The following is a 21,234-nucleotide window of genomic DNA, read 5'->3' as shown; positions in this document are numbered from 1 at the left end:
GACGGCCCCGGTCGGTGCTGCGCCGGCGATCGGTGCGAGGTCCGCAGCCGTGTCGGCGGCGGGAGCGTCAGCGTCCGACGCGGCCGTCGTCGTCGCCGTCGTGGAACTGGTCTTCGAGGGATCGGAGGGTTGCGTCGTCCTGGTCCTTGTCATCGCTCTTCCGCCCGGGCGGCGTGCTGCCCCCGAGGAAGTCCGGGTCGTCTTCGGGACCACGGTACCCGGCGCCACCGCCCCCGTCCCCGCGGGGTCCGGCTGCCGGGGTCCGGCCCAGCAGGAACCACAGCACACCGCCAACGACAGGGAGCACGACGATCAGCGGCACCCAGAGGCCCTTGCGCAACGACCGGACGCGCGAACGGGGCATCGTGGCGCAGTCGATGATCGCGTAGACCGTGAACGCCACGGCGGCGACGACGATGACGAGCCACAACCTGACCATCTCCGCAGTGTAGGTCGGGAGGCTGGGACCCCCCTCCGCCCCGGCGCTCTGCGACCCGGAGGCGGTCCGTACACTTGCCAGGGTGAAAGCGTGGCTCGTCTACACCCTCGCCCGGCTCGGCATCTTCGCGGCGGCGCTCCTCGTGCTGCTCCTGATCGGCCTGCAGTGGTACTGGGCGGCGATCGGCGGGGCGCTGATCGGGCTGCTCGTGTCGTACATCGCTCTGCCGGGCCTCCGTGGCGCCGTGACGAGCTCGATCGCCGACCGCCGGGGGCGTCCCGCCCGCGACGGCGACAGCGACTTCGAGGACGACTTCATCGACGCAGCCGACTCCGACGGACCGGCGCCGAAGCGTCCCGACCTCGGCTGAGGGTCCTCGCTCCGGCGGCGGCCGGGGTGCGGGTCTAGGGCTGGACGGCGAGCGTGGCCGTGAGCACCACGCCGAACGCGAGCGCCGAGAACGACGAGAGCTGCAGCGCGGTGATGAGTTCGCGCGGCTTCGACGACGAGACGCCGATCGCCAGCGCCGGCAGCGCGAGCAGCAGCGAGAAGTACGTGTACCCGCTGCGGAAGTAGAGCAGCACGAACCACACGAGCACCACGTAGGGCAGCAGCAGGAACAGCGCGAACAGCACCCGCGCGACCGGACGTCCCACGACGACGGCGAGGGTGCGCTTGCCGGCGGCCGTGTCCTCGTCGATGTCGCGGATGTTGTTGACCATGAGGACGGCGCACGCGAAGAGCCCGGCCGCGACGGCCGCCGCCCACCCGCTCAGGGTGACCTGACGGATGAGGACGTACTGGGTGCCGAGCACGGCGACGAGCCCGAAGAACACGAAGACGAAGACCTCGCCGAGGGCGTTGTAGCCGTAGGGCTTCCGGCCGCCGGTGTAGAACCACGCGGCGACGATCGCGGCGGCCCCGACCAGGAGCAGCCACCAGAGCTGGGTGAGCACCACGATGACGAGGCCGGCGACCGCCGCGAGGCCGAAGAACGTCAGGGCGACCGTGAGGACGGTCCGGGGCTTCGCCGTGCCGGCACCGGTGAGACGGGCCGGACCGACGCGGAACTCGTCCGTGCCGCGGATCCCGTCGGAGTAGTCGTTGCTGTAGTTCACGCCGATCTGCAGGAACAGCGCGACGGCCAGGGCGAGCAGCGCGATCGCGAGGTGCCCGTCGGCTGCCAGGAACGACCCGAAGGTGCCCTGGAGCCGGCTGTCGACGTAGGCCACCCCGGTGCCGAGCACGACGGGGACGATGCCGAGCGTCAGGGTCCGGAGGCGTGCGCCGCCGATCCACTCGCGCGCGGTCGCCCGTCGCACCGGACGCCGCTGCGCCGCCTTCGCCGGGTTGCCGGACCGTGCCGGGTTGCCGGACCGCGCCGGCTTGCCGGACCTGCTCGCGGGACGTGTCGTCTTCTTCGCTCCTGCCACGACCGCCCATCGTATCCGCGCCGGACGGGCCCTGGCGACGTCGTCGTGGGGCGGGTGCCCGAGGTCGTCGGGCGCGTCAGGTCGTGAGGTCGGCCAGCGACCGGATGGAGCGCCGGTCGGGCTTGCCGGACGCGAGCATCGGCAGGCGCTCGACCACGAGCACCTCGGCCGGGCGCGCGGCACGACCGAGTGCTGCGCCGACGTGCGCACGGACGACCTCGAGGGCGATCGGCGCCTCGGTGACGACGACGGGCTCCTCGCCCCACTCCCCCGACGCGCGACGGGTCACGACCGCGCCGTCCTGCCCGGGCAGCTCCCGGACGAGCCGCTCGACCGCTCCGAGCGGCACCTTCTCGCCGCCGGAGATGAGCACGTCGTCGAGCCGACCGGAGACCCGCACGCGGCCGTCCTCGACGGTCGCCGCGTCGCCCGTCCGGTACCAGCGTCGACCGTCACGCTCGGTGAAGGTGGCCGCAGTGCGGTCCGGGTCGCCCAGGTACCCCTCGGCGAGCACCGGACCGGCCAGGAGCAGTTCGCCGTCGACGACCTCGGCGTGCACGGGGCCGAGCGGGACGCCGTCGTACACGCAGCCGCCGCTCGTCTCGCTCGCGCCGTAGGTCGTGACGACCCGGACGCCCGCCGACCGCGCCAGGGAGACCAGGGCCGCGGGGGTGGCCTGACCCCCGACGAGGACCGCGTCGAACCCGGCGAGGGCCGCCGTGGCGCGTGGGTCGTCGAGCACCCGCGCCAGCTGCACCGGCACGAGCGACGTGTAGCGCCGCGGCACGGTCGGGCCGGCGACGAGCCGGTCGGCGGCGTCCGCGAAGGCCGCCCCCGTGAAGTGACCGGCGGCCACCACGGACGGTGTCGTCCCGGCGGCGATCGACCGGGTCAGCACGTTGAGCCCGGCGATGTAGTGCGTCGGGAGCGCGAGCACCCACCCACCGGGCCCACCGAGCGCCGCGTCGGCCGCGGCCGCGCCGGCCAGGAGCGCCGCCGCGGACAGGGCGACCCGCTTGCCGGTGCCGGTGGAGCCACTGGTCTCGACGACCACCGCGACCCCGTCCGGGACGTGGGCCGGCGCCGCCGTCGGGAGCGCCGGGGCGTCCTCGTCGACGGGGAGCAGCGCGGGGCCGCCGGTGAGGGCAGCCTCCAGGCCGCGCAGCACCGCCGACGGGTCGGCGGCGCCCGTCGCGACCAGCGGACGGGACATCAGTAGTGCCAGGGGAAGGACGTCCACTCCGGCGCGCGCTTCTCGAGGAACGCGTCGCGGCCCTCGACGGCCTCGTCGGACGCGTAGGCCAGGCGCGTGGCCTCGCCCGCGAAGACCTGCTGTCCGACCATCCCGTCGTCGACGGCGTTGAAGGCGTACTTGAGCATCCGGATGGCGGTCGGCGACTTCCCGAGGATCGTCTCGCCCCAGCGGATCGCCTCGCGCTCGAGGTCCTCGTGGGGCACGACCTTGTTCACTGCGCCCATCTCGTACGCGCGCTGCGCCGAGTACTCCTCGGCGAGGAAGAAGACCTCGCGCGCGAGCTTCTGGCCGATCTGCTTGGCGTAGTAGGCGCTGCCGTACCCGCCGTCGAACGAGCCGACGTCGGCGTCGGTCTGCTTGAACTTCCCGTGCTCGGCGCTCGCGATCGTGAGGTCGCAGACGGCGTGCAGCGAGTGCCCGCCACCGGCCGCCCAGCCCGGCACGACCGCGACGACGACCTTCGGCATCATGCGGATGAGGCGCTGGACCTCGAGGATGTGCAGGCGACCCATCGACGCCTGCGCGGCCGCCGGGTCGACGCCCTCCGGCGGGGCGCCCTCGTCACCGACGTACTGGTAACCGCTGCGGCCCCGGATGCGCTGGTCGCCGCCGGAGCAGAAGGCCCACCCGCCGTCCTTCGGGCTCGGCCCGTTGCCCGTCAGGAGCACGACGCCGACGCGGGGGTCCTGCCGGGCGTCGTCGAGTGCGCGGTACAGCTCGTCGACCGTACGGGGGCGGAAGGCGTTGCGGACCTCGGGACGGTCGAACGCGACGCGGACGATGCCGCCGGAGACGTGCTTGTGGTACGTGATGTCCGTGAACCGCTCGGCGATCGGGGCGGCGGTCCAGACGTCGGGGTCGAACAGGTCGGAGACGGCAGAGGGCATGCCCCGAACCTACCGCGGCGCTACTGCCCCATCCCGGACAGGAGCTCCGGCGCGATGACGACGACCAGCACGATGAGGATCACCGGGTTCGCGAAGAAGGCGAGCACCACGCCGACGACGCCGTACCAGCGCCCGAACGACCCCACCGCGGCGATGAACCCGAGGACCGCGGCGACCAGGGTCAGGAACACGACCACGAAGCAGATGCCGAACGCGAAGGTGGTGTCGCCGCCCATGAAGACCGCGAAGGCACTCGCGTCGACCGCTGCGGCGACCACGGCGAGCCCGAGGGCGATCTTGCCGGTGACCGGGTTCCGTCGGCGCTGTGCGGCGGGCTGACGACGGACGTCGACGGTGCCCTGACGCATGAGCCGTGCGAACTCGTCGGTCGCCACCGAGCCTCCTCGTCGATCCCGGTCGGGGTCCGGGAGGACCGGTCCGACCCGTCGACCGGCGGCCGACCGCAGCGATGCTAGTGCGCCGCCCTGGCGGTCCCCTCGGAGGAACCGTGAGGAGGCCTGGGCGCTCCTGCGAGGATGGCCGGGTGCCCGATGTGACCCCGCCGTCCCGACCGTCCGCACCGGTGCCCGCTGCCGGTCTCCCCGACCTGACGGACCTGCTCGCGTCCGCGCGGGTCGTCGCGTTGCCGATGCGCGTCCGGTTCCGCGGCATCACCGAGCGCGAGGCGGTGCTGCTCCGCGGGCCCGAGGGCTGGACGGAGTTCTCGCCCTTCGTGGAGTACGACGACGCCGAGGCCGCCGCGTGGCTCCGGGCCGCCGTGGACTTCGGGTGGACGCGGCACGAGCCCGCCGCCGACTCCGTGCCCGTCAACGCCACCGTCCCCGCGATCGCCGCCGAGGACGTCCCCGACCTGCTCCGCCGCTACCCCGGCTGCACCACCGCCAAGGTCAAGGTCGCCGAGCCCGGCACGAGCGTCGACGACGACGTGGCCCGGGTCGCCGCCGTCCGCCGGGTGATGGGCGAGGACGCCGCCGTGCGCGTCGACGCGAACGGGCTCTGGTCGCTCGACGACGCCGAGGCGGCCCTCGGACGGCTCGCACCGTTCCGCCTGCAGTACGCCGAGCAGCCGGTGGCCTCGGTCGCCGACCTCGCCGAGCTGCGGAGCCGCCTGGCCGGACTGGGCATCCCGATCGCGGCCGACGAGAGCGTCCGCAAGGCCTCGGACCCGCTCGCCGTCGCGCGGGCGGGGGCCGCGGACGTCCTGGTCGTCAAGGCCCAACCGCTCGGCGGGGTCACCGCGGCGCGAGGTATCGTCGCCGAGGCAGGACTGCCCTGCGTCGTCTCGAGTGCGCTCGACACGTCGGTGGGGCTCGGGATGGGGGCGTTCCTCGCCGCGGAGGCGATGGCTCCCGGCTACGCAGCCGGGCTCGGTACCGCCGCGATGTTCGCCGGGGACGTCACGACCGACCCGCTGCTGCCGGTGGACGGTCGGGTCGCGGTGCGCCGGGTCGAGCCGGACGGGGAACTGCTCGACCGATGGGCTGCCGCGCCGGAGCGCACGGCGTGGTGGAGAGCCCGGCTGCAACGGGTGCACGCGCTCCTCGCCGCCGGGTAGCGCGCACGGGCTGGACGGGGCGGGGCCGGCGCGCCTGCGCTGGGCACCTGCTGCCGGCACGACCGGCGACGGACGGGAGGCGCGGCACCAGCCGGTGCCGCGCCTCCCGTCCGTCCGGTGGTGCTCCCGTCGACGGTCACGTCCGCGAGGACGCGACCACGTCGGTTCAGAGCCCGGAGTAGCTGTGCAGCCCCTTGAAGAAGACGTTCACGACCGAGAAGTTGAACATGACGGCCGCGAAACCGATGAGGGCCAGCCACGATGACCGTGCGCCGCGCCACCCGCGGGTCGCGCGTGCGTGGATGTACCCGGCGTAGAGGACCCAAATGATGAAGGTCCAGACCTCCTTGGTGTCCCACCCCCAGTAGCGGCCCCAGGCGCGTTCGGCCCAGACGGCACCGGCGATGAGCGTGAAGGTCCACAGCACGAAGCCGACCAGGATCACGCGGTAGCTGAGGACCTCGAGCCGGTCGGCGTCGGGCAGCGTCTCCATGAAGCGGAGGCGGCGCGAGACTGGGCGGCCGGCGCGGTACGTCTGCACGAGCTGCGACACCGCGAGCCCGGCGCCGAGCGCGAAGAACCCCGTGCCGGCGATGGCGACGAACACGTGGATGACGAGCCAGTACGACTGGAGCGCGGGCTGCAGCGGGACGACCGGCACGTAGTAGTTCACGGTCGCGATGCCGAGCAGGATGATCGTCAGCCCGGTGATGAACACACCGAGGAACTTGAGGTCCTGCCAGAACTGCACGAGCAGGAACACCGCGATGATCAGCCCGGTCCCGGTGAGCGAGAACTCGAACATGTTGCCCCACGGCACCCGGTCGGCCGCGACGCCACGGAGGACGATCGCGCCGATGTGGACGACGAGCGCGAGGACCGTCATCGCCATGCCGACGCGCTCGAACCGCGAGCCGCGCCGACCGCCGTCGTCCTTCCGCTGCTCGACGCGTTCGAGGACGACCGTGCCGCCCTGGACCGTGGCGACCGTGGTCGCCGACGCGTCGTTCCGGGACGAACCGGCGCCGGCCGCGGCGGACCCGACGTCACCGGCCCGCTTCGCCAGGTCCAGCGCGAAGGAGATGAACGCGATGACGTAGACCGCCATCGCGGAGTACGTCAGCACGACCGAGTAGGTCGCAAGAGTCGTCGTGTTCACTGGGCGATCCTAACTCTTTCATCGTGAGTGCCAGGTGCTGGCGGGTGATGCGATCATTGATCCTGCGCGCATCGACATGGTGTGACGGCACGTCGGACGCGGCCCCCTGATGAGGCTTCTGCGGACTCGCTGCGGACCTGACCTACGGTTTGGGACATGGCCGAGGACATCGAGAGCATCATCCGGCGCGTCATCCGCGAGGAACTTGAGCGCGCGTTGAGGCGGGAGCTGGAGGCCACCCCTGCTGGCCAGCGCCTTGATCGCATCAAGCGCACCCACGAGGATGCTCTGGGACGTCACCGACCTTGCAGACGCGATCGGCATGTCGAGACAGTACGTCCGAAACGACATCCAGGCGGGGAGGCTCGAGGGCCACCGTAACGGCAGGTCGAAGTTCGTGATTGAGCATCAAGAGGCAGACCGATACGTCGCGTGGATCGCCGCCGGAAGACCGTGACTCGCCCGCTTGTCGGGAACGGCAGTGTCATGCGACTCACGGGCGGGGCGGGTGGCTGTTTTGCGGTGCGGTAAGCGCCGCAGGGGCTTCGCCGGAGAAGAACCGAAGCGCACCCGGCAACCCGGCGCTACGGCTGCCGATGCTGCTTGATCCAGGCGACCGTGGTCTCGGGTAGGCGGAAGTCGTACTGGTTCTGGTGTTCCCATTTCGTCCCGGGTACGGTGCCGCCGGCAGCGATGACGGCGTGGAGAACTTCGTCAGGCAGCTGATCGTCCGTGTGCTCGAGCAGCCATGCTCGAGTGCTGTCGTCGAGCTTCGACCACCAGCTCTTGACGTCGACGATGCCGCCGTCATGCCAGATCCCATTGATGAACTCGGACACGAGGTTCCCCTCCAGGATGCTGATGACGTCACCTCGGTCGCGGATCAGGACGTTCGCTACCCCGCCCTTCACTGCGAGACGCTCGCCGGCGCGCTTCGCCTCGTTGACAGTTGCGTACGTGCCAGTGCGGTACGGGCCGTCGGCCTGGCCCTCGAGGGTGTTCTCATGCTCGAGTGCGTAGGTCATCGGTCAGCTCGCGCGGTGCGCAGCGCGCGACAGCTCCGCGACTGCCTTGCTCAGCTCCAGGACAGCGAACGACAGACACTCGAAAGCACGATCCGGTTCGTCGTTGTTCCGCATCATCCCGGCCTTGTCGGCAAGGTCTGCTGCTTTGTCTGCGTGGTCAGCCGCTTGTAGGTAAGTCATGCTCGCAGGCTAGCGCCGGCTGGAGACGCGAGGAAGGATGCACGCGCCGAGATCGTCGGTGTCTTCCAGTATCATCACGCCATGGGACCTGGTCGGCAGGGCCCGTAGAGCGTCCTGAGGAGGACAACATGCTCAGTCAGATAGCTCAGAACTTCGCTGCCGAAATTGCTGGACACGACTGGTCCGACGCGCCCTTCCGGGCTGACCGCGCTGGCCACCAGCGCGACGTGGATCGCAAGAAGAAGTCGATCGAACAGCTTTCGCAGGAGCAGACCGAGACCGTCGTACTCAACGTCATGTGGGTCGTTGCTCAGCAGCTCGCATCCGTAGACCCGAATTTCGACGTTCACGAGTTTGCGAAGGCATGCGGCATAGCGGGTCATTACCGGCTGCGGTCGAACGGGGCAGCCAACGGTCTCATTGACGCCGGCTTGCGTCCTCAAGACTTCCAGGTCGTCCGCGAGGACTGACAGCGCAGCGGCAAGACCCCCACGTTCTTCGGAATGAAGCCTGTGGGGGGGGGTCTTGCCGTTGCCTTGTACCCGGGCCGGCACTCTGCGTGGATCAGGAGAAGGTCACTGCACGAGTGCCAAGTGGTGCCCAACCAATCGGTGGATCAGCCCGAAAGGTCCCCCAGGTCAGCGAACATGTTCTCGTCCAGCGTGGCGGTGAACGGGATCCGACCGATTGACTTGTCATCCACCGAAATCTCGACCTGGTACGCCCCAGCGCTCGGGATACCGAGGTTGGCTGCCGGGAGGATGGCCGAAACGGACTGCGCACCGTCTTCGGTGCCAAGCACAGTCCGTAGGGTGTACTCGAAGCCAAAGACGGGCTCGTCGTCCGAGCCCTGTAGGCGACAAACGCCTGTCACCTTGTGCGCCACCTCTACGCCCGAATCGCCGTCCACATAGAGAAGCAGAGCGATATCTGCCCCTAAGGGTGCCGGGAATCCCGGTCGCGGCAAGCGGGTGACGCCGCCACCGAGAACATGGAGAAGGTTCTCTCGGACGGTTGCGGCGTCGCAGAGGAGGGCAGCTCCTAGATGGATCACGCTTACAGGTTAGTAGGTGCGGCGCAGGGCCGACCGACGAACAGTGGCACCGGTCGACGCGCTGGTTGCGTGCTGATTCGCCACGCGCGCGACGGCTCGATTGGCGTTCTGCGAGAAGTTGATGGTACCGACCGACCCATCGTCGTCGCGGAGAGATGCACGATTGATCGTCAGGAAGGCGTATCCCGTGGTCGCGTCGACTCGGAGGACGTAGGCCTCGCCGGCGATGCCGTCTTCGCTCTCGTAAGCCGTAACCATCTGCCCCTGGTGAAGCTCACCGCTCGCCCGTGCGAGGCGCACTCGGGTGGTTCCGTCCGTGCGCACGGAGTTCAGGTCGACTTCGACTCGTACCTGGTTCATCTCGAGCCTTCCTTCCAAGCAGGATTCGTCAAGCGACGATCCTCCAGCAGCGATGCTAGTTCGTCTACCCTTGGCGGGTCTGAAAACGGGTCGTCTCCGACGAGGTGGTGCAGCGGTTCCTTCGCGTTCGGATCCGCCACCACCTCGAACCCAGCCGCACGTAGTTCATTCCCCGTCAGGACGGCGATCTTCTTACCTCGGAGCGTGGTGCTCCCGACGATCCTACGGACAGTGTCCAAAACGTCCTCCCCGTCTTCGGGGGTGGCCGCGATGACTGAGACACCATAGCGGGGCGACGCGTCGCCCCGCTCGCGCTCCTCCTCGAAGGTGTCCTCTGCGTTCTCCCGGAGGCGGTCAGCGAGGAAGGGGGAGAACCGAATCACGATCTCCGATCCATCCTGCTCAGTAGGCACCCGATGACTGTAGCGGAGCGAGGCAAAGTCTCAGAGGGGAGCGACCGGCCGCTCTCCTGATGAGTTGGCCCTGCGGTCGGTCGGTCGTGATCCCCTGTCCGCTACCAGTGATGATGATCACAGGTGCTTCTGTCGAGCTGTGTGACGGTGCTCTCCGTCAGCGGTGATGAGTGGCATGTGCCCGTGTTGTGCCGCTCTTCACACGTCGCGGAGCGCTCCCAGGTCAGGTACGACGTGCACGTCCATGGAGGTTTGCCGGAACATCTCGGCAACGTGGGCATCCTGCTGACCGAACAGCAGATGGTCGTCCAAGGCGAGCCACTGCGTGCGGATGGTGCCCTCGGGGTCGAGTTCTTCACCGTTGCAGGTGAGGCCGAGTCCGACGACCGACGAGATGCACAACGCGTGCTGGACGGGCTCGCTCGGCAGCGACCACTCGCTGAGGAACTGGTCACCACGTTCCCGAACCAGTTCCGACACCTGGCCGATGTGCTCCATCAGACGGAGCCCGCACCCGCATTGCGGGAGAGGACTCGGGTGCGGTTCTGCGACGTAGCGCGTGACCCGCATGTGACCTGACGGTCCCGTGTAGCACTCGGCCCTCGGGGTGCAGGAGTTCCACCCTGTGGGGAACGGCGACCCGTCGATGTGTTCTGGCCGGTACTGGCCGATTGCTCGAATGCCGCTGTCGTCGTAGTAGACGACGTCCATGCGCCAGCCAAGCGCCAGCCTCTGCACCCGCCTCAGCTCGCCGTCGGGCATGGCCCAGACGTCGGGATTGATCTCGCGACCATGCGGTCGGTCGATCGTGATCTCCTGTCCGCTACCAGTGGTGATGATCACAGGTGCTCCTGTCGGGTGTGTGACGGTTTTTCCCGTCAGCGGTGATGAGTGGGGTTGAGCCTCGCGGGACGACGTGAGGGTCGTAACGGCAGCTGTTCGGTCGGCAGCGGACCGCAGGCGTCCCGCTGGGCTTGGTTGGAAAAAATCGCGGGGAGAGATTGGCCCTATGACCTTGGGAGGGCCAAACCGGGGGCGGGAGGGGGTACCCCCCTATCGCCCGATAGGCCGCGCCGGCCGGCGCGAGCATGCCTCGCTACTTCCTGGGTAGCGAGCGGCTCTTCGCCGGCTGGCGCGGAGCTCAGGAGAGCTTGAGGCTCAGCTTCGCGATGCGCTTCGGGCGGACGAGGTTCTGCCCGAACCGGAACGTGACGCGGAGCGCGATGCTGTCGCTTCCGAAGTACGCGTGCTCAGACGTTGCGACCTGCACTGCGCCTGCTGCGGAGACGATCGCGGACTTGTCGAGCAGCGCGAGGGTGCCCGACGGGACAGCGTTGGAGGTGAACACGGGCGTGTTGAGGATGCGCTTCTCGGCGTCGTCGGTACCAGCGCCGAGCAGGCTCTCGTTGCTGCTGCTGCCCTTCTTGAGCTTCCGGAGCGCACCCCACGTGTCGGGCGCTGCGAGCAGGTGCGTGACGTTGCCGCCGGCGATTTCGACGAGGGTGAACGCGTCGGCGAGGGCGTCGAGGTTGGTGGCGATCTGGCCGCCGTCCTGGATACCTGGGTGGGTGAGCACACCCCCCGGGGGCGTGACTGCCGGCGGGGTGGGGATCACCTGGGACAGGTAGGCCTCATTGGCCTTCTTGAGGACGGCCCGGCGTGCACTGTCCGACAGGATGTCGGCGGTACCGTTCTGCACGTACTGCTCGCGGGAGACGCGAACGAGCAGGGTGACCTTGCCTGTGTGGACGAGCACCTCGGAAAGAGTGGGCTCGGCTTCGGGGATGTCGGCCCCCTCGGCGGTGAACTGGGCGTCGGCGTCGTCGACGTAGGCGACGCGGACCGCGGGCTCGTCGCCCTCGATGCTGCCGGCGACGGTAGAGGTCTGCAGAACGAGGGCCTCGGGGATGACGTCCTGGGCGGCGAAAGTCTGCAGGTCGGGGGACCACGCCTTGGCGGAGTCGGTGGTCGTGATGGGGTTCGGGGACATGATCGTTGGTCTTTCGACTCAGGCGGCCCGCCTCAACGAGATGAGGCCAGGGCCGCGCGAACAGTTGACTGTTCGGCGGGCACCTGGCCTCATCCGAAGATCCCACCTGGGGATCAAGCTCGTTGGCTCCGGAGCGACCGCCTGGGTCTACCCGAAACCGAACTCACTCTACCGCGGAGCGAACGCGCCGGCGAAGCCCCCGCCGGTGAGTCCTGCTCCGACGGATGGTTCATTGCCGGCACGACGAACGATCGGGCCGGTCGGTGCCTTCCTCAGCCCGAGCTCGTCGGCCGCCTTCGTGGCGGCCGCGGTGACCTTCTCGCTGTCGACATTGCCGTCCTCGTCGAGGAGGTCCTCGAGCTTGGTGTCGGAGGCCCAGAGCGACTCGGGCTTTTCGAGGCTCTTCCCGGCGATGCCCTCGACCATCGTCTTTCTAGCGGCGGTGAGGGATGCGGCGAGCGCGTCGCGTTCCGTCGTGACGTCGCGGAGCTGGTTGCGGTACTTCGCGGCTTCCGCGTTGCCGCTCTTCGGCGTCTCGTTGGCCGGTACCGGTGCGGGTGCCGGTGATGCTGCGCCCTGCTGGTCGACGCTGGGCGTGGTGTCGTCGGTGGTCATGGTCAGGTGTCCTTCCGGTCGGGTGTCTTACTCGTGGAGTGGCTGAGGATCCGGTCGAGTCGACGGACCTGCGCCATGAGGTCTGCGCGGAGGTCCATGAGGAGATCGCGTTGCTTCTGGTTGATGCGTTCGATGCGGCGGGTGCGAGCAACCCACTGTTCGTGGCTCATCTCACTGGGCATGTGGCTTCCTTCCTGGTCGGGTTGGTGGTGCTGAGGGACGCGATCAGCGCGAGGCCGATGAGCTCGAACTGACCGCCTCGCCTTCACTTGCGGTTAAGTTGCGGTTCGTCTTGCGGTTCTTCTTTCTATTCAGGTCCCGGAGCGGGACCGTCGTACTGCCCGCTCCGGGACGGGGTACTACTCGCTCCGGGACCATCACTGCCCGCTCCGGGACCGGGTACTACTCGCTCCGGGACCATCAGGCAGCCGTCGAGGTGGGGCGCGACAGAGGGTCGTAGTCAGGCAGGTAGTAGCGGTTGCTGGTCTTCCTGCCGGATGGGTCCTCGCGCGCTTCGATCTCAATGAGACCGAGATCGCCCTGCAACGAGGCGACAGTTCGAATCACAGTTGATCGGCCGAGGTTGGTCTCCGTCGCCACCAGGCTGTGCGAGGGCCAGGAGCAGTGCTCGGCGTCGTTGAAGTGGAACGCGATCATCATGAGTACGGCCTTCTGCGTCGGTGACGTCTCCTGCTTCACTGCCCACTCGATCGCCTTGAAGCTCACTCGCCTACCCGTTGAACCTCTCCGCGGTGCGCAGGGCGTACAGAACGGCGCTACGGAGCTCCATGTGGTCCTCATGACCGACGTCAGGGGTCGGGTCGGGCGGTGCAGTCAGCTGCACCGGTTCGTCGTCGCCCCGAACCAGCCAGACCGCCCAGGGGTCGTCCTCGGTGCGCTTCTCGACTGACACCGCGGCGAGCGCCGTGTGAACAGTGCGGAAGCGGTGCGTCGTCTCCCGACTTGTGTGCCAGAGGCCGAACCGGATGCACCCGCGCTGCCGGCACCGCTCGTACGTGGACTCGTCCACTAGCAGGCGACCTCGGCGTTGTGGTGACGTTCGGCGTTGAGCGACTCGGTGATATCGGAGCATCGGACGAGCGCTCGAGCAAGCAGCCGTGCGCGCTGTGGGGTCAGGTCCTCGTCCAGGACGTTGATCGAGAGGTCCCAGTTGTCGTCCGTGGAGAAGCGCTCGACCGAGACGCGGAACCCCTCCTCGCGGACGGAGACGAAGCGGTGGACGAACAGCGGTTCCGAGGCGTCCGCATAGTGGCCCTGGTGGAAGTAGGCGCACGACTCGTCGACGCAAGGGACGAGCGCGCTGTCCCTTGAACTGGCGAGTTCCTCATTGTCGGGGGCGTGTGCGACTCTGGGCGCAGTAGTCTTCATGGCGATCGGTTCTCCCTTGTAGGTGTTCTGGTCGTTGCCCTCGAAGCCCTGGCCGGCTTCGGGGGCGTTTCTCGTTGCGGTGCGGGTCATCAAGATGCCTCCGCGAACTGCGCCTCGATGTACGTCTCGATGTCGGTCTCTCGGACGAACACTCGGCCGCCGATCTTCGCGGCCTTCACCGGGCAGTCCTTCTGCGCGAGCCACCACCGCATGGCAGCCTCGGTCTTCCGCACGAGCGGTGCCGCCTCGACGATGGTCAGCAGCTTCTGCATAGTGGTCCTTTCGTTGTCACGGACGACTTCGTATCGACAGCATGCACGCGATCGTAGTCGTGGTCAACTACGACACACGAGAGTTGACTCCGACTACCTTTGGAGTATGGTCAAGTCCCGTGGAGATTGATGACGCCCAGATCGGTCGGAACGTAGCTCGAGCGCGAGGTTCGAGGTCGCAGAAGGAGCTCGCCGTTGCTATGCGCGAACGCGGTCACAGGTGGTCACAGGCGACCGTGTGGAACGTCGAGCGCGGAGAGCGTCCCTTGCGCCTCAGCGAGGCGAACTCGCTCGCCGAGATCCTTGAGGTGCTGAGCATCCACACCTTCACTGTCACAGACGTACAGGAGCGGGTATTCGAGGTCATGAAGCAGCTCGCCGCTGCGCAGGCCCAGATGGAGGCGCAGGCCGCGGAGGTGCTGCGATTGCAGCGGCGGCTGGCCACTGAGGCAGACGCGCTGGTTCGTAGGGATTCGACAGCTCTCGACGCCGGCGAACTCGGGAAGCGCATCCGCTATGAACTCGGCGTCGTGCCCGTCGAACTGATCCGCGACGAACAGACCGACGTGCTGCTCAAACTGAGGGCACAGGAGCACCGCGGCCCCTACGCGCAGGCGATGCTCGACGGCCTCGAAGAGATCAAGTGGACGGTGGACGAGTAGCCATGTCCAGCATCAAGCAGCGGCCGAACGGCAAGTGGCGGGCGCGGTACCGCGACGACGCCGGAAGGGAGCACGCGAAGCACTTCGACCGGAAGCGGGACGCGCAGGACTGGCTCGACACCACGGCGAGCGCCATCATCACCGGTAACTATGTGGACCCGAGGACTGCACGCACGACTCTGCGCGCGTTCTACGACGACTGGGCTCCCAGGCAGATCTGGGCGTCGTCGACGCGTGACTCGTACGACATCACCATGAACGACTGCACGTTCGCTGCGATCGAGACGGGCAAGCTCCGGCGCAGCCACGTGGAGTCGTGGGTGAAGTACATGCAGGCGCGCCTCGCGCCGGGGACAATCAAGACCCGCATGGGCAACGTCCGCACGGTGATCCGTGCAGCGATGGCGGACCGAATCCTGACCGTCGACCCCTCGATGGGTGTCCGTCTCCCCCGCACACGTCGCGCCGAGGTCGCAATGGTGATCCCGTCGCCTGAGCAGGTCGGGGCGATCATGGATGCCGCCGAGGACTGGTTCAGGCCCTTCGTCGCGCTCGCAGCCTTCGCCGGCCTCCGTATCGGCGAGGTCGCCGGCGTGCAGGTGAGCGACGTCGAGTTCCTCAAGCGCACGCTGCACGTCACCCGGCAAGTGCAGAAGGAGCCGGGCACCTTGTCCGTCATCCCTCCGAAGCACGGCAGTGAGCGCCCGGTATACCTGCCTGACGACCTCGTGGCCCTGCTGTCGAAGCACGTCGCGGACATCGGCGTCCACGGCGACGACTGCTGGCTCCTGCCGGGGCGACCGCCGAACCCGGACTCCCTGCGGTGGCACTTCACGCGAACGCTCGAGCGCGCCGGTGTCAGCGGATTCACACCCCACGATCTGCGTCACTACTTCGCCTCAGGCCTGATCGCGCACGGAGCCGACGTGGTCACGGTGCAACGTGCCCTCGGGCACGCGAAGGCGACGACGACGCTCAACACGTACAGCCACCTCTGGGGAACAGCAGAAGACCGCACCCGGACCGCTGCTGCGGACCTGATGCGGTCTTCCCGCGTTGCTGCGGACTCCTCGCGGACCAGCAGGCCCGAAACAGCTGATTTCCGCGCGGACACTACTCGCCTCGGACTTCGATCCTAACTCCGAGGTCCGACATGTGCCGTCGGGCGATGTCCGCCACCGCACGTTCCAGGTTCGGGTCCTCGCCGCGCGCGAGGCCCGCGTACTCGAGGTCGTACTCCCCGTGCTCGGCCCCGCTGCGGCGGACGGCCTTCACCCAGACGCGGCGGCGCGGGACGAACAGGGACGTGAGCAGGCCGAGCACGGACAGGATCGCGAACGCGGCGACCCAGCCCTGCGAGGGGTCGTGGTGCACGTCGAGCGAGACGTACCGCTTCACGCCGTCGAAGGTGATCGAGCCCGCGCCGTCCGGCAGCTGCTTCGTCTGCCCGGGCTTCATGGTGATGCTCGGGTCAGGCGACTGGCGGCCGGCGATCTGCTGCATGCCCTTCGTGGACAGCTGGTAGACGCTCTGCGGGACGCCGTCGTCGAGGCCGAGGTCGCCCGTGTAGACCTGCAGCGACAGCACCGGGTTCTCGGTGTCCGGGTAGGACGACGCGAACGCACCGGCGTTCGCTCCGGAGGCCTGCTTGACGGCGGTCGGGTAGAAGAAGCCGATCATCCCGAGCTGGTCGGGGACGGCGTCCGGCACCTTGATGACGCCCGTGGACGTGTAGTTGGCGTCCTCGGGCAGGAAGGGCACGACGTCCTTGAACGCCACGTCGCCCTCGCCGTCGCGCACGGTGACCTGCATCGCGTAGCCGTTGCCGAGCAGGTAGACGTTCGTCCCGCCGATCGCGAGCGGCTCGTTGACGCCGAGGCGGCTCGTCTTCTCGGCCCCGTCACGCGTCCGGGCGGTGACGGTCGCCGAGTAGTCGGTGGCCTGTCCGAGGGCGTCGAGGTTGCGCTCCTCGTACTTCGTCGTGAAGTCGTCGAGCGTCAGGTTGTAGCCCTGCAGGTCCGCCTGCGAGGACCAGCGGCCGGGGTTGAAGGAGTCGTACGCGCCGATGACGTTGGTGAACGTCTGGCCCTCGACGAGCAGGCGCTGGCCGGTGTAGCTGAACCCGCCGCCCAGGCCGACGGCGACCAGCACACCGACGAGCGCCCCGTGGAACACCAGGTTGCCGGTCTCGCGCAGGTACCCGCGCTCGGCGCTGACGGAGTCGCCGAACCGCTCGACGCGGTACCCGGCCTTCTTCAGCTGCGTCATCGCGGTCGTGACCGCGTGGTCGACGGACGGGAGGCCCGCGGTCGCGTCCGACCCGCCGGTCGCGGTCGCGCCGCCGGTCACCGTCTCCGGTGTCACCGCGACGGAGCGGAAGCCGGCGAGCCGGCCGAGTCGTGCCGGGGTCCGCGGCGGACGGGTGCGGAGGGCCTGCCAGTGGTGGCGGGTCCGCGGCACGATGCAGCCGATGAGCGAGACGAAGAGCAGGAGGTAGATCGCCGAGAACCACACCGAGGTGTACGTGTCGAAGACCTGCAGCTTGTCGAGGACCGGGAAGAGCGCCGGGTGGTCGTTCTTGTACTGGACGACGCCGTTCGGGTCCGCCTGCCGCTGCGGCACGAGCGACCCCGGGATCGCCGCGAGGGCGAGGAGCATGAGCAGGAAGAGCGCGGTCCGCATGCTCGTGAGCTGGCGCCAGGCGAACCGGAGGCACCCGACGACACCGAGCTTCGGCTGCGTGATGCCGTCGGCACGGTCGGACGCGGCGACCGGGGTGCCGTCGACGTGGTCGGACGGCCTCTGCGGGTCCGAGGTCCGGTCCGCGCCGGTGCCGGCGTCGTCGGTCCGGTCGACCTCGTCGGGATCAGACTGCGGGGACATAGCTCTGGATCACCGCCCCGACGCTCGACATGACGGCCGACCAGATACCGGTGACCATGAGCAGACCGATGACGATCAGGATCGCTCCTCCGATGATGTTGACGGTGCGCATGTGCCGCTTGACGACACCGATCGCGTTCGAGGCCCACCCCGCGCCGAGGGCGACGAGCAGGAAGGGCACGCCGAGGCCGAGGCAGTACGCGATGCCGAGCACGACGCCCTGCCAGGCGCTGCCGGACTGGAAGCTGATGAGGTTGATGGCCGCCAGTGTGGGGCCGATGCACGGGGTCCAGCCGAGGGCGAACACGATGCCGAGCAACGGTGCCCCGAGCAGCCCGGTCCGCGGCGTGAACGTCGACTTCACGGTCCGCTGCAGGAAGGTGAACCGGCCGATGAAGACGAGGCCCATCGCGATGACCACGACGCCCATGAGCTGCACGATGAGGTCCCGCCAGCGCACGAGCCAGAAGCCGACGGCGCCCGCGGCCGCGGAGCCGAGGACGAAGACCACCGTGAAGCCGAGCACGAACAGCAGCACGCCGAGGAGCACACGCCCGCGGGAGTGCCGGCTGCCGTCGGCGATGCCGCTCACGTAGCCGAGGTAGCCCGGCACGAGGGGCAGCACGCACGGCGACAGGAACGACACCAGTCCGGCCAGGGCCGCGACGGGGAGGCCGACGAGCAGCTGTCCGCTGAAGATCGCGTCAGCGAAGGGGTTGCCGCTGGACACCGGTCAGGACGCCTTGCCGGACAGCTCGTCGGACACCAGGGTCTTGAGGATGCCCGGGCCGTCGACGGCGCCCAGCACGCGAGCGGCGACGCGGCCCTTCTCGTCGAGCACGATCGTCGTCGGCACGGCGTTCGGGGCGATCTGCCCCGAGAGCGCCAGCTGCATCGTGCCGTTCGAGGCGTCGAGCACGGTCGGGTAGTCCACGCCGAACTTCCGCTCGAACGCCTTCGCCGTCCCGGCCTCGTCGCGGACGTTCACGCCGATGAACTGCACGTGGTCGTCGTCGGCGAAGGCGTCGTGCACCGCGTTGAGGTGCTTCGCCTCGGCCCGGCAGGGCGGGCAGCTGGCGTACCAGAAGTTGATGACCACGACGTCGCCGCGGAGGTCTGCCGCGGAGAGCCGGTCCCCCTCCATCGACTCGGCGGTGAAGTCGATCGGGTCGGTGCGCTCGTCGGCGGCGACCTCGGTGACCGCACCGGTGCCCGAGATGTAGTTCTGGCCGCTGCCGCTGCCGTACTGCGCCGCGATGCCGTCGTTGCTCGACGTGCAGCCGACGAGCGCCAGGGCTGCTGCGGTCGCGATCGCGAGGACCGCGGTCGTCCGGGTCCGGGTGGTGGTGCTCACACTGCTCCTTCGTCGACGGCCGACGCACGGAGGTCGGCCGCGGGGTCCGCGTACCCGACCTCGGTGAAGTGACCGGCGACGGAGTCGGGTGTCCGCACGAGGGTCGTGATGCTCGAGAGGTCGCAACGACGCTTCCGGGGGTCGTGCCAGAGCGGCTCCCCCGCCAGGCGACGGTGCACCATCCAGATCGGCAGCTGGTGGCTGACCAGGACGACGTCGCCGCCGTCGACGCTCTCCCACGCGGTCGTGACCGCGGCGAGCATCCGGTTCGCGATCGACTCGTAGGCCTCGCCCCAGCTGGGTCGGAGGGGGTTCGCGATCCAGGGCCACTCGGTCGGACGCCGGACGGAACGCTTCGTGAACCCGGGGGGCTGCCCCTCGTACCGGTTGGTCGGCTCGATGAGGCGCTCGTCGAGGCGGACGTCGAGCCCGTACGCGGCGGACCAGGGGGCGGCGGACTCCTGCGTGCGCTGCAGCGGCGAGGCGACGATCGCGCGGACGTCGGTGCCGGCGTCCTTCCAGGCGGTGGCGGAGGCGAGGGCCATCCGGGTGCCGAGCTCGCTCAGACCGAAGCCCGGGAGCCGCCCGTAGAGGACACGGTCGGGGTTGTGGACCTCGCCGTGCCGCACGAGGTGGATCTTGGTCGCGGGCATGGGTTCCAGTGTAGGTCGGTCCCGCTCGCCCACCGCCCGCACAGCAGATCCACGGGCTTCGGGACCGTTCAGCCGAGGTGGCCCGACAGCTTGCCGTGCAGCGCGACCGACCCGGTGTTGAGGTTGACGACCTCGACCGTGGAGCCGTGCTTCGCGAACCGCTGTTCCACGCCGTCGAGGGCCGCCACCGTGCTTGCGTCGAACACGTGCGCGTCGGACATGTCGATGACCACGTGGGCCGGGTCCTCGGCGTACGAGAACCGCGTGACCAGGTCGTTCGAGGAGGCGAAGAACAGCGCACCCCGGACCCGGTACCGGACGGTGTGCTCGTCGACGGGTTCGCGGACGACCTCGACCACGTGCGCGACCCGGCGGGCGAACACCAGTGCGGCGACGACGACGCCGGCGAGGACCCCGGTGGCGAGGTTGTCCGTCGCGACCACGACGAGCACCGTGATGACCATGACGGCCGTCTCGCCGAGCGGCATGCGGCGCAGGGTGCGGGGCCGGATGCTGTGCCAGTCGAAGGTCGCCACGCAGACCATGAGCATCACCGCGGTGAGCGCGGCCATCGGGATCTGTGCCACGAGGTCGTGCAGGACGATCGTCAGCACGAGCACCGCGACACCCGCCGTGAACGTCGACACCCGGGTGCGGGCGCCCGCGGTCTTCACGTTGATGACCGTCTGACCGATCATCGCGCAGCCGCCGGTGCCACCGAAGAACGCGGACGCGATGTTCGCGACACCCTGACCCCACGACTCCCGCCACGCGCTCGACCGGGTCTCGGTGACGGCGTCGACGAGCTGCGCGGTGAGGAGGGTCTCGATGAGCCCGACGATCGCGACACCGAACGCGTAGGGCGCGATGAGCCGGAGGGTCTCGAGCGTGAACGGGACGGTGATCCCGCTGAAGCCCGGCAGCGCGGTGGGCAGGTCGCCCTCGTCGCCGACCGTCGGGACCGCGACGTGGAACAGGACGGTGATCGCGGTGACCACGACCACGGCCACCAGCGGTGCCGGGACGGCCTTGGTCAGGAACGGCACGCCGACGATGAGCGCGATGCCGAGGGCGGTCAGCGGCCACACCACGAGCGGCACGTCGTCGCCGAACAGGTTCGGCAGCTGCGCGGTGAAGATCAGGATCGCCAGCGCGTTCACGAAGGCGACGTTCACGCTGCGCGGGATGAACCGCATCAGCCGGGCGACACCGAGGAACCCGAGCACGAGCTGGAACACGCCCCCGAGGACGATCGTCGGGACGAGGTACGCGACCCCGTGATCGTGCACGAGCGGGGCGATCACGAGCGCGACGGACCCGGCCGCCGCGGAGATCATCGCCGGGCGACCGCCGACGACGGAGATCACGACCGCGATGACGACGCTCGAGAAGAGCCCGACCGCGGGGTCGACGCCGGCCACGACCGAGAACGAGATCGCCTCGGGGATGAGGGCGAGCGCCGTGACGACGCCCGCCAGGACCTCCCGGGTGAGGAGGCGCGGGGACCGCAGGGCGGAGAGGACGCTCGGTGCGACGGGCGTGGTGGTGGAGGTCGACATCGCCGTGGACTCTACCGTCACGTGAGGGTGTCGGAGGTCCGGCGGGGGCGTGCGGCGGTCCAGCGGGCCCACGTCG

28 protein-coding genes are annotated in these 21,234 nt (G+C 69.2%); 5 read left to right on the top strand and 23 right to left on the bottom strand.

Features of this window, described 5'->3' with window-relative positions:
- Positions 1 to 67: 67 nt before the first annotated feature.
- Positions 68 to 439: a PLDc N-terminal domain-containing protein gene (locus tag KM842_RS02320; protein ID WP_216260588.1), complete on the bottom strand. Its 372-nt coding sequence runs from the start codon at positions 437 to 439 to the stop codon at positions 68 to 70.
- Between the two features lie 82 nt (positions 440 to 521).
- On the opposite strand from KM842_RS02320, the gene KM842_RS02315 reads away from it, so the two are divergent.
- Entirely contained in the window at positions 522 to 809 is a 288-nt protein-coding gene (locus tag KM842_RS02315; protein WP_216260585.1) for a DUF4229 domain-containing protein, read from the top strand.
- 34 nt (positions 810 to 843) lie between these two features.
- Here the strand turns inward: KM842_RS02315 and KM842_RS02310 are convergent, their stop codons facing one another.
- The 4 genes from KM842_RS02310 to KM842_RS02295 form a co-directional block, all read right to left on the bottom strand.
- Positions 844 to 1,872 carry a 1,4-dihydroxy-2-naphthoate polyprenyltransferase gene (locus tag KM842_RS02310; RefSeq protein ID WP_216260583.1) on the bottom strand — a complete coding sequence of 343 codons (1,029 nt, stop codon included), beginning with the start codon at positions 1,870 to 1,872 and terminating at the stop codon, positions 844 to 846.
- Positions 1,873 to 1,948: 76 nt separating this feature from the next.
- Positions 1,949 to 3,085 (bottom strand): AMP-binding protein, encoded by a 1,137-nt coding sequence (locus KM842_RS02305; protein ID WP_216260581.1) that lies wholly within the window; start codon positions 3,083 to 3,085, stop codon positions 1,949 to 1,951.
- A complete protein-coding gene (locus KM842_RS02300) occupies positions 3,085 to 4,014 on the bottom strand; it encodes a 1,4-dihydroxy-2-naphthoyl-CoA synthase (protein ID WP_216260579.1) in 930 nt (309 codons plus the stop codon). The genes KM842_RS02305 and KM842_RS02300 overlap by 1 nt, the downstream gene beginning before the upstream one ends.
- Positions 4,015 to 4,034: 20 nt before the next feature.
- A complete protein-coding gene (locus KM842_RS02295; RefSeq protein ID WP_216260577.1) occupies positions 4,035 to 4,409 on the bottom strand; it encodes a hypothetical protein in 375 nt (124 codons plus the stop codon).
- A gap of 158 nt (positions 4,410 to 4,567) precedes the next feature.
- On the opposite strand from KM842_RS02295, the gene KM842_RS02290 reads away from it, so the two are divergent.
- Entirely contained in the window at positions 4,568 to 5,590 is a 1,023-nt protein-coding gene (locus KM842_RS02290; protein ID WP_301183824.1) for an o-succinylbenzoate synthase, read from the top strand.
- A 166-nt stretch (positions 5,591 to 5,756) separates the two neighbouring features.
- Here the strand turns inward: KM842_RS02290 and ccsB are convergent, their stop codons facing one another.
- From ccsB to KM842_RS02275, 3 genes are all read right to left on the bottom strand, one after another.
- On the bottom strand, positions 5,757 to 6,749 hold the full coding sequence (gene ccsB, locus KM842_RS02285) for a c-type cytochrome biogenesis protein CcsB (protein ID WP_253206212.1): 993 nt from the start codon (positions 6,747 to 6,749) through the stop codon (positions 5,757 to 5,759).
- Between the two features lie 584 nt (positions 6,750 to 7,333).
- Positions 7,334 to 7,774 (bottom strand): hypothetical protein, encoded by a 441-nt coding sequence (locus tag KM842_RS02280; RefSeq protein ID WP_216260568.1) that lies wholly within the window; start codon positions 7,772 to 7,774, stop codon positions 7,334 to 7,336.
- Between the two features lie 3 nt (positions 7,775 to 7,777).
- Entirely contained in the window at positions 7,778 to 7,954 is a 177-nt protein-coding gene (locus KM842_RS02275; RefSeq protein WP_216260566.1) for a hypothetical protein, read from the bottom strand.
- Between the two features lie 128 nt (positions 7,955 to 8,082).
- Between KM842_RS02275 and KM842_RS02270 the strand changes: the two genes are divergently transcribed.
- Positions 8,083 to 8,424, top strand: a complete 342-nt coding sequence (locus KM842_RS02270) for a hypothetical protein (RefSeq protein WP_216260564.1) — start codon at positions 8,083 to 8,085, stop codon at positions 8,422 to 8,424.
- Between the two features lie 146 nt (positions 8,425 to 8,570).
- On the opposite strand, the gene KM842_RS02265 is transcribed toward KM842_RS02270, so the two are convergent.
- The 10 genes from KM842_RS02265 to KM842_RS02220 all read right to left on the bottom strand — a co-directional run bounded on the left by KM842_RS02265 (position 8,571) and on the right by KM842_RS02220 (position 14,047).
- Positions 8,571 to 9,008 (bottom strand): DUF6941 family protein, encoded by a 438-nt coding sequence (locus tag KM842_RS02265; protein ID WP_216260562.1) that lies wholly within the window; start codon positions 9,006 to 9,008, stop codon positions 8,571 to 8,573.
- A gap of 9 nt (positions 9,009 to 9,017) precedes the next feature.
- Positions 9,018 to 9,368, bottom strand: coding sequence for a hypothetical protein (locus KM842_RS02260; RefSeq protein WP_216260560.1), 351 nt, complete (start codon positions 9,366 to 9,368; stop codon positions 9,018 to 9,020).
- On the bottom strand, positions 9,365 to 9,781 hold the full coding sequence (locus KM842_RS02255) for a hypothetical protein (RefSeq protein ID WP_216260558.1): 417 nt from the start codon (positions 9,779 to 9,781) through the stop codon (positions 9,365 to 9,367). Before KM842_RS02255 ends, KM842_RS02260 begins: the two co-directional genes overlap by 4 nt.
- Before the next feature lie 198 nt (positions 9,782 to 9,979).
- Entirely contained in the window at positions 9,980 to 10,624 is a 645-nt protein-coding gene (locus KM842_RS02250; protein ID WP_216260556.1) for a hypothetical protein, read from the bottom strand.
- 298 nt (positions 10,625 to 10,922) lie between these two features.
- Entirely contained in the window at positions 10,923 to 11,771 is an 849-nt protein-coding gene (locus KM842_RS02245; RefSeq protein WP_216260554.1) for a phage major capsid protein, read from the bottom strand.
- A 168-nt stretch (positions 11,772 to 11,939) separates the two neighbouring features.
- Positions 11,940 to 12,386 (bottom strand): hypothetical protein, encoded by a 447-nt coding sequence (locus KM842_RS02240; RefSeq protein WP_216260553.1) that lies wholly within the window; start codon positions 12,384 to 12,386, stop codon positions 11,940 to 11,942.
- 2 nt (positions 12,387 to 12,388) lie between these two features.
- Positions 12,389 to 12,568, bottom strand: a complete 180-nt coding sequence (locus KM842_RS02235) for a hypothetical protein (RefSeq protein ID WP_216260551.1) — start codon at positions 12,566 to 12,568, stop codon at positions 12,389 to 12,391.
- Between the two features lie 238 nt (positions 12,569 to 12,806).
- Positions 12,807 to 13,112 (bottom strand): helix-turn-helix domain-containing protein, encoded by a 306-nt coding sequence (locus KM842_RS02230; protein ID WP_216260549.1) that lies wholly within the window; start codon positions 13,110 to 13,112, stop codon positions 12,807 to 12,809.
- Between the two features lie 303 nt (positions 13,113 to 13,415).
- Positions 13,416 to 13,865 carry a hypothetical protein gene (locus KM842_RS02225; protein WP_216260546.1) on the bottom strand — a complete coding sequence of 150 codons (450 nt, stop codon included), beginning with the start codon at positions 13,863 to 13,865 and terminating at the stop codon, positions 13,416 to 13,418.
- A complete protein-coding gene (locus KM842_RS02220) occupies positions 13,865 to 14,047 on the bottom strand; it encodes a helix-turn-helix domain-containing protein (RefSeq protein WP_216260543.1) in 183 nt (60 codons plus the stop codon). The genes KM842_RS02225 and KM842_RS02220 overlap by 1 nt, the downstream gene beginning before the upstream one ends.
- Before the next feature lie 119 nt (positions 14,048 to 14,166).
- Here KM842_RS02220 and KM842_RS02215 point away from each other — a divergent pair, with 119 nt between their 5' ends.
- Together KM842_RS02215 and KM842_RS02210 are read left to right on the top strand one after the other, a co-directional pair.
- Complete coding sequence (locus tag KM842_RS02215; protein WP_216260541.1) at positions 14,167 to 14,709, top strand: helix-turn-helix domain-containing protein; 543 nt, start codon at positions 14,167 to 14,169, stop codon at positions 14,707 to 14,709.
- 2 nt (positions 14,710 to 14,711) lie between these two features.
- On the top strand, positions 14,712 to 15,848 hold the full coding sequence (locus KM842_RS02210) for a tyrosine-type recombinase/integrase (protein WP_253206211.1): 1,137 nt from the start codon (positions 14,712 to 14,714) through the stop codon (positions 15,846 to 15,848).
- Here the strand turns inward: KM842_RS02210 and resB are convergent.
- The 5 genes from resB to KM842_RS02185 all read right to left on the bottom strand — a co-directional run bounded on the left by resB (position 15,823) and on the right by KM842_RS02185 (position 21,158).
- Positions 15,823 to 17,592, bottom strand: a complete 1,770-nt coding sequence (gene resB, locus KM842_RS02205) for a cytochrome c biogenesis protein ResB (RefSeq protein ID WP_216260538.1) — start codon at positions 17,590 to 17,592, stop codon at positions 15,823 to 15,825. The two genes, KM842_RS02210 and resB, sit on opposite strands and share 26 nt — an antisense overlap.
- A complete protein-coding gene (locus tag KM842_RS02200; RefSeq protein WP_216260537.1) occupies positions 17,576 to 18,322 on the bottom strand; it encodes a cytochrome c biogenesis CcdA family protein in 747 nt (248 codons plus the stop codon). Before KM842_RS02200 ends, resB begins: the two co-directional genes overlap by 17 nt.
- Before the next feature lie 3 nt (positions 18,323 to 18,325).
- Entirely contained in the window at positions 18,326 to 18,946 is a 621-nt protein-coding gene (locus tag KM842_RS02195; RefSeq protein ID WP_253206210.1) for a TlpA family protein disulfide reductase, read from the bottom strand.
- Complete coding sequence (locus tag KM842_RS02190) at positions 18,943 to 19,599, bottom strand: histidine phosphatase family protein (RefSeq protein WP_216260535.1); 657 nt, start codon at positions 19,597 to 19,599, stop codon at positions 18,943 to 18,945. The genes KM842_RS02195 and KM842_RS02190 overlap by 4 nt, the downstream gene beginning before the upstream one ends.
- Positions 19,600 to 19,667: 68 nt before the next feature.
- Positions 19,668 to 21,158 carry a SulP family inorganic anion transporter gene (locus tag KM842_RS02185; protein WP_216260533.1) on the bottom strand — a complete coding sequence of 497 codons (1,491 nt, stop codon included), beginning with the start codon at positions 21,156 to 21,158 and terminating at the stop codon, positions 19,668 to 19,670.
- Positions 21,159 to 21,234: the final 76 nt, after the last annotated feature.

Source organism: Curtobacterium sp. L6-1 (assembly GCF_018885305.1).
GTDB classification, from domain to species: domain Bacteria; phylum Actinomycetota; class Actinomycetes; order Actinomycetales; family Microbacteriaceae; genus Curtobacterium; species Curtobacterium aetherium.
Note: the sequence above shows the minus strand (reverse complement) of the source record. Positions and strands in the feature narration are given on the sequence as shown.

Bases quoted from the DNA above. Each gene is read 5' to 3' on its own strand.
- KM842_RS02220 (WP_216260543.1), bottom strand. From the start codon at position 14,047: ATGCAGAAGCTGCTGACCATCGTCGAGGCGGCACCGCTCGTGCGGAAG.
- KM842_RS02235 (WP_216260551.1), bottom strand. From the start codon at position 12,568: ATGCCCAGTGAGATGAGCCACGAACAGTGGGTTGCTCGCACCCGCCGC.
- KM842_RS02225 (WP_216260546.1), bottom strand. From the start codon at position 13,865: ATGACCCGCACCGCAACGAGAAACGCCCCCGAAGCCGGCCAGGGCTTC.
- KM842_RS02260 (WP_216260560.1), bottom strand. From the start codon at position 9,368: ATGAACCAGGTACGAGTCGAAGTCGACCTGAACTCCGTGCGCACGGAC.
- KM842_RS02245 (WP_216260554.1), bottom strand. From the start codon at position 11,771: ATGTCCCCGAACCCCATCACGACCACCGACTCCGCCAAGGCGTGGTCC.
- KM842_RS02300 (WP_216260579.1), bottom strand. From the start codon at position 4,014: ATGCCCTCTGCCGTCTCCGACCTGTTCGACCCCGACGTCTGGACCGCC.
- KM842_RS02210 (WP_253206211.1), top strand. From the start codon at position 14,712: ATGTCCAGCATCAAGCAGCGGCCGAACGGCAAGTGGCGGGCGCGGTAC.
- KM842_RS02190 (WP_216260535.1), bottom strand. From the start codon at position 19,599: ATGCCCGCGACCAAGATCCACCTCGTGCGGCACGGCGAGGTCCACAAC.
- KM842_RS02305 (WP_216260581.1), bottom strand. From the start codon at position 3,085: ATGTCCCGTCCGCTGGTCGCGACGGGCGCCGCCGACCCGTCGGCGGTG.
- KM842_RS02320 (WP_216260588.1), bottom strand. From the start codon at position 439: ATGGTCAGGTTGTGGCTCGTCATCGTCGTCGCCGCCGTGGCGTTCACG.
- KM842_RS02185 (WP_216260533.1), bottom strand. From the start codon at position 21,158: ATGTCGACCTCCACCACCACGCCCGTCGCACCGAGCGTCCTCTCCGCC.
- KM842_RS02270 (WP_216260564.1), top strand. From the start codon at position 8,083: ATGCTCAGTCAGATAGCTCAGAACTTCGCTGCCGAAATTGCTGGACAC.
- KM842_RS02280 (WP_216260568.1), bottom strand. From the start codon at position 7,774: ATGACCTACGCACTCGAGCATGAGAACACCCTCGAGGGCCAGGCCGAC.
- resB (WP_216260538.1), bottom strand. From the start codon at position 17,592: ATGTCCCCGCAGTCTGATCCCGACGAGGTCGACCGGACCGACGACGCC.
- KM842_RS02275 (WP_216260566.1), bottom strand. From the start codon at position 7,954: ATGACTTACCTACAAGCGGCTGACCACGCAGACAAAGCAGCAGACCTT.
- KM842_RS02240 (WP_216260553.1), bottom strand. From the start codon at position 12,386: ATGACCACCGACGACACCACGCCCAGCGTCGACCAGCAGGGCGCAGCA.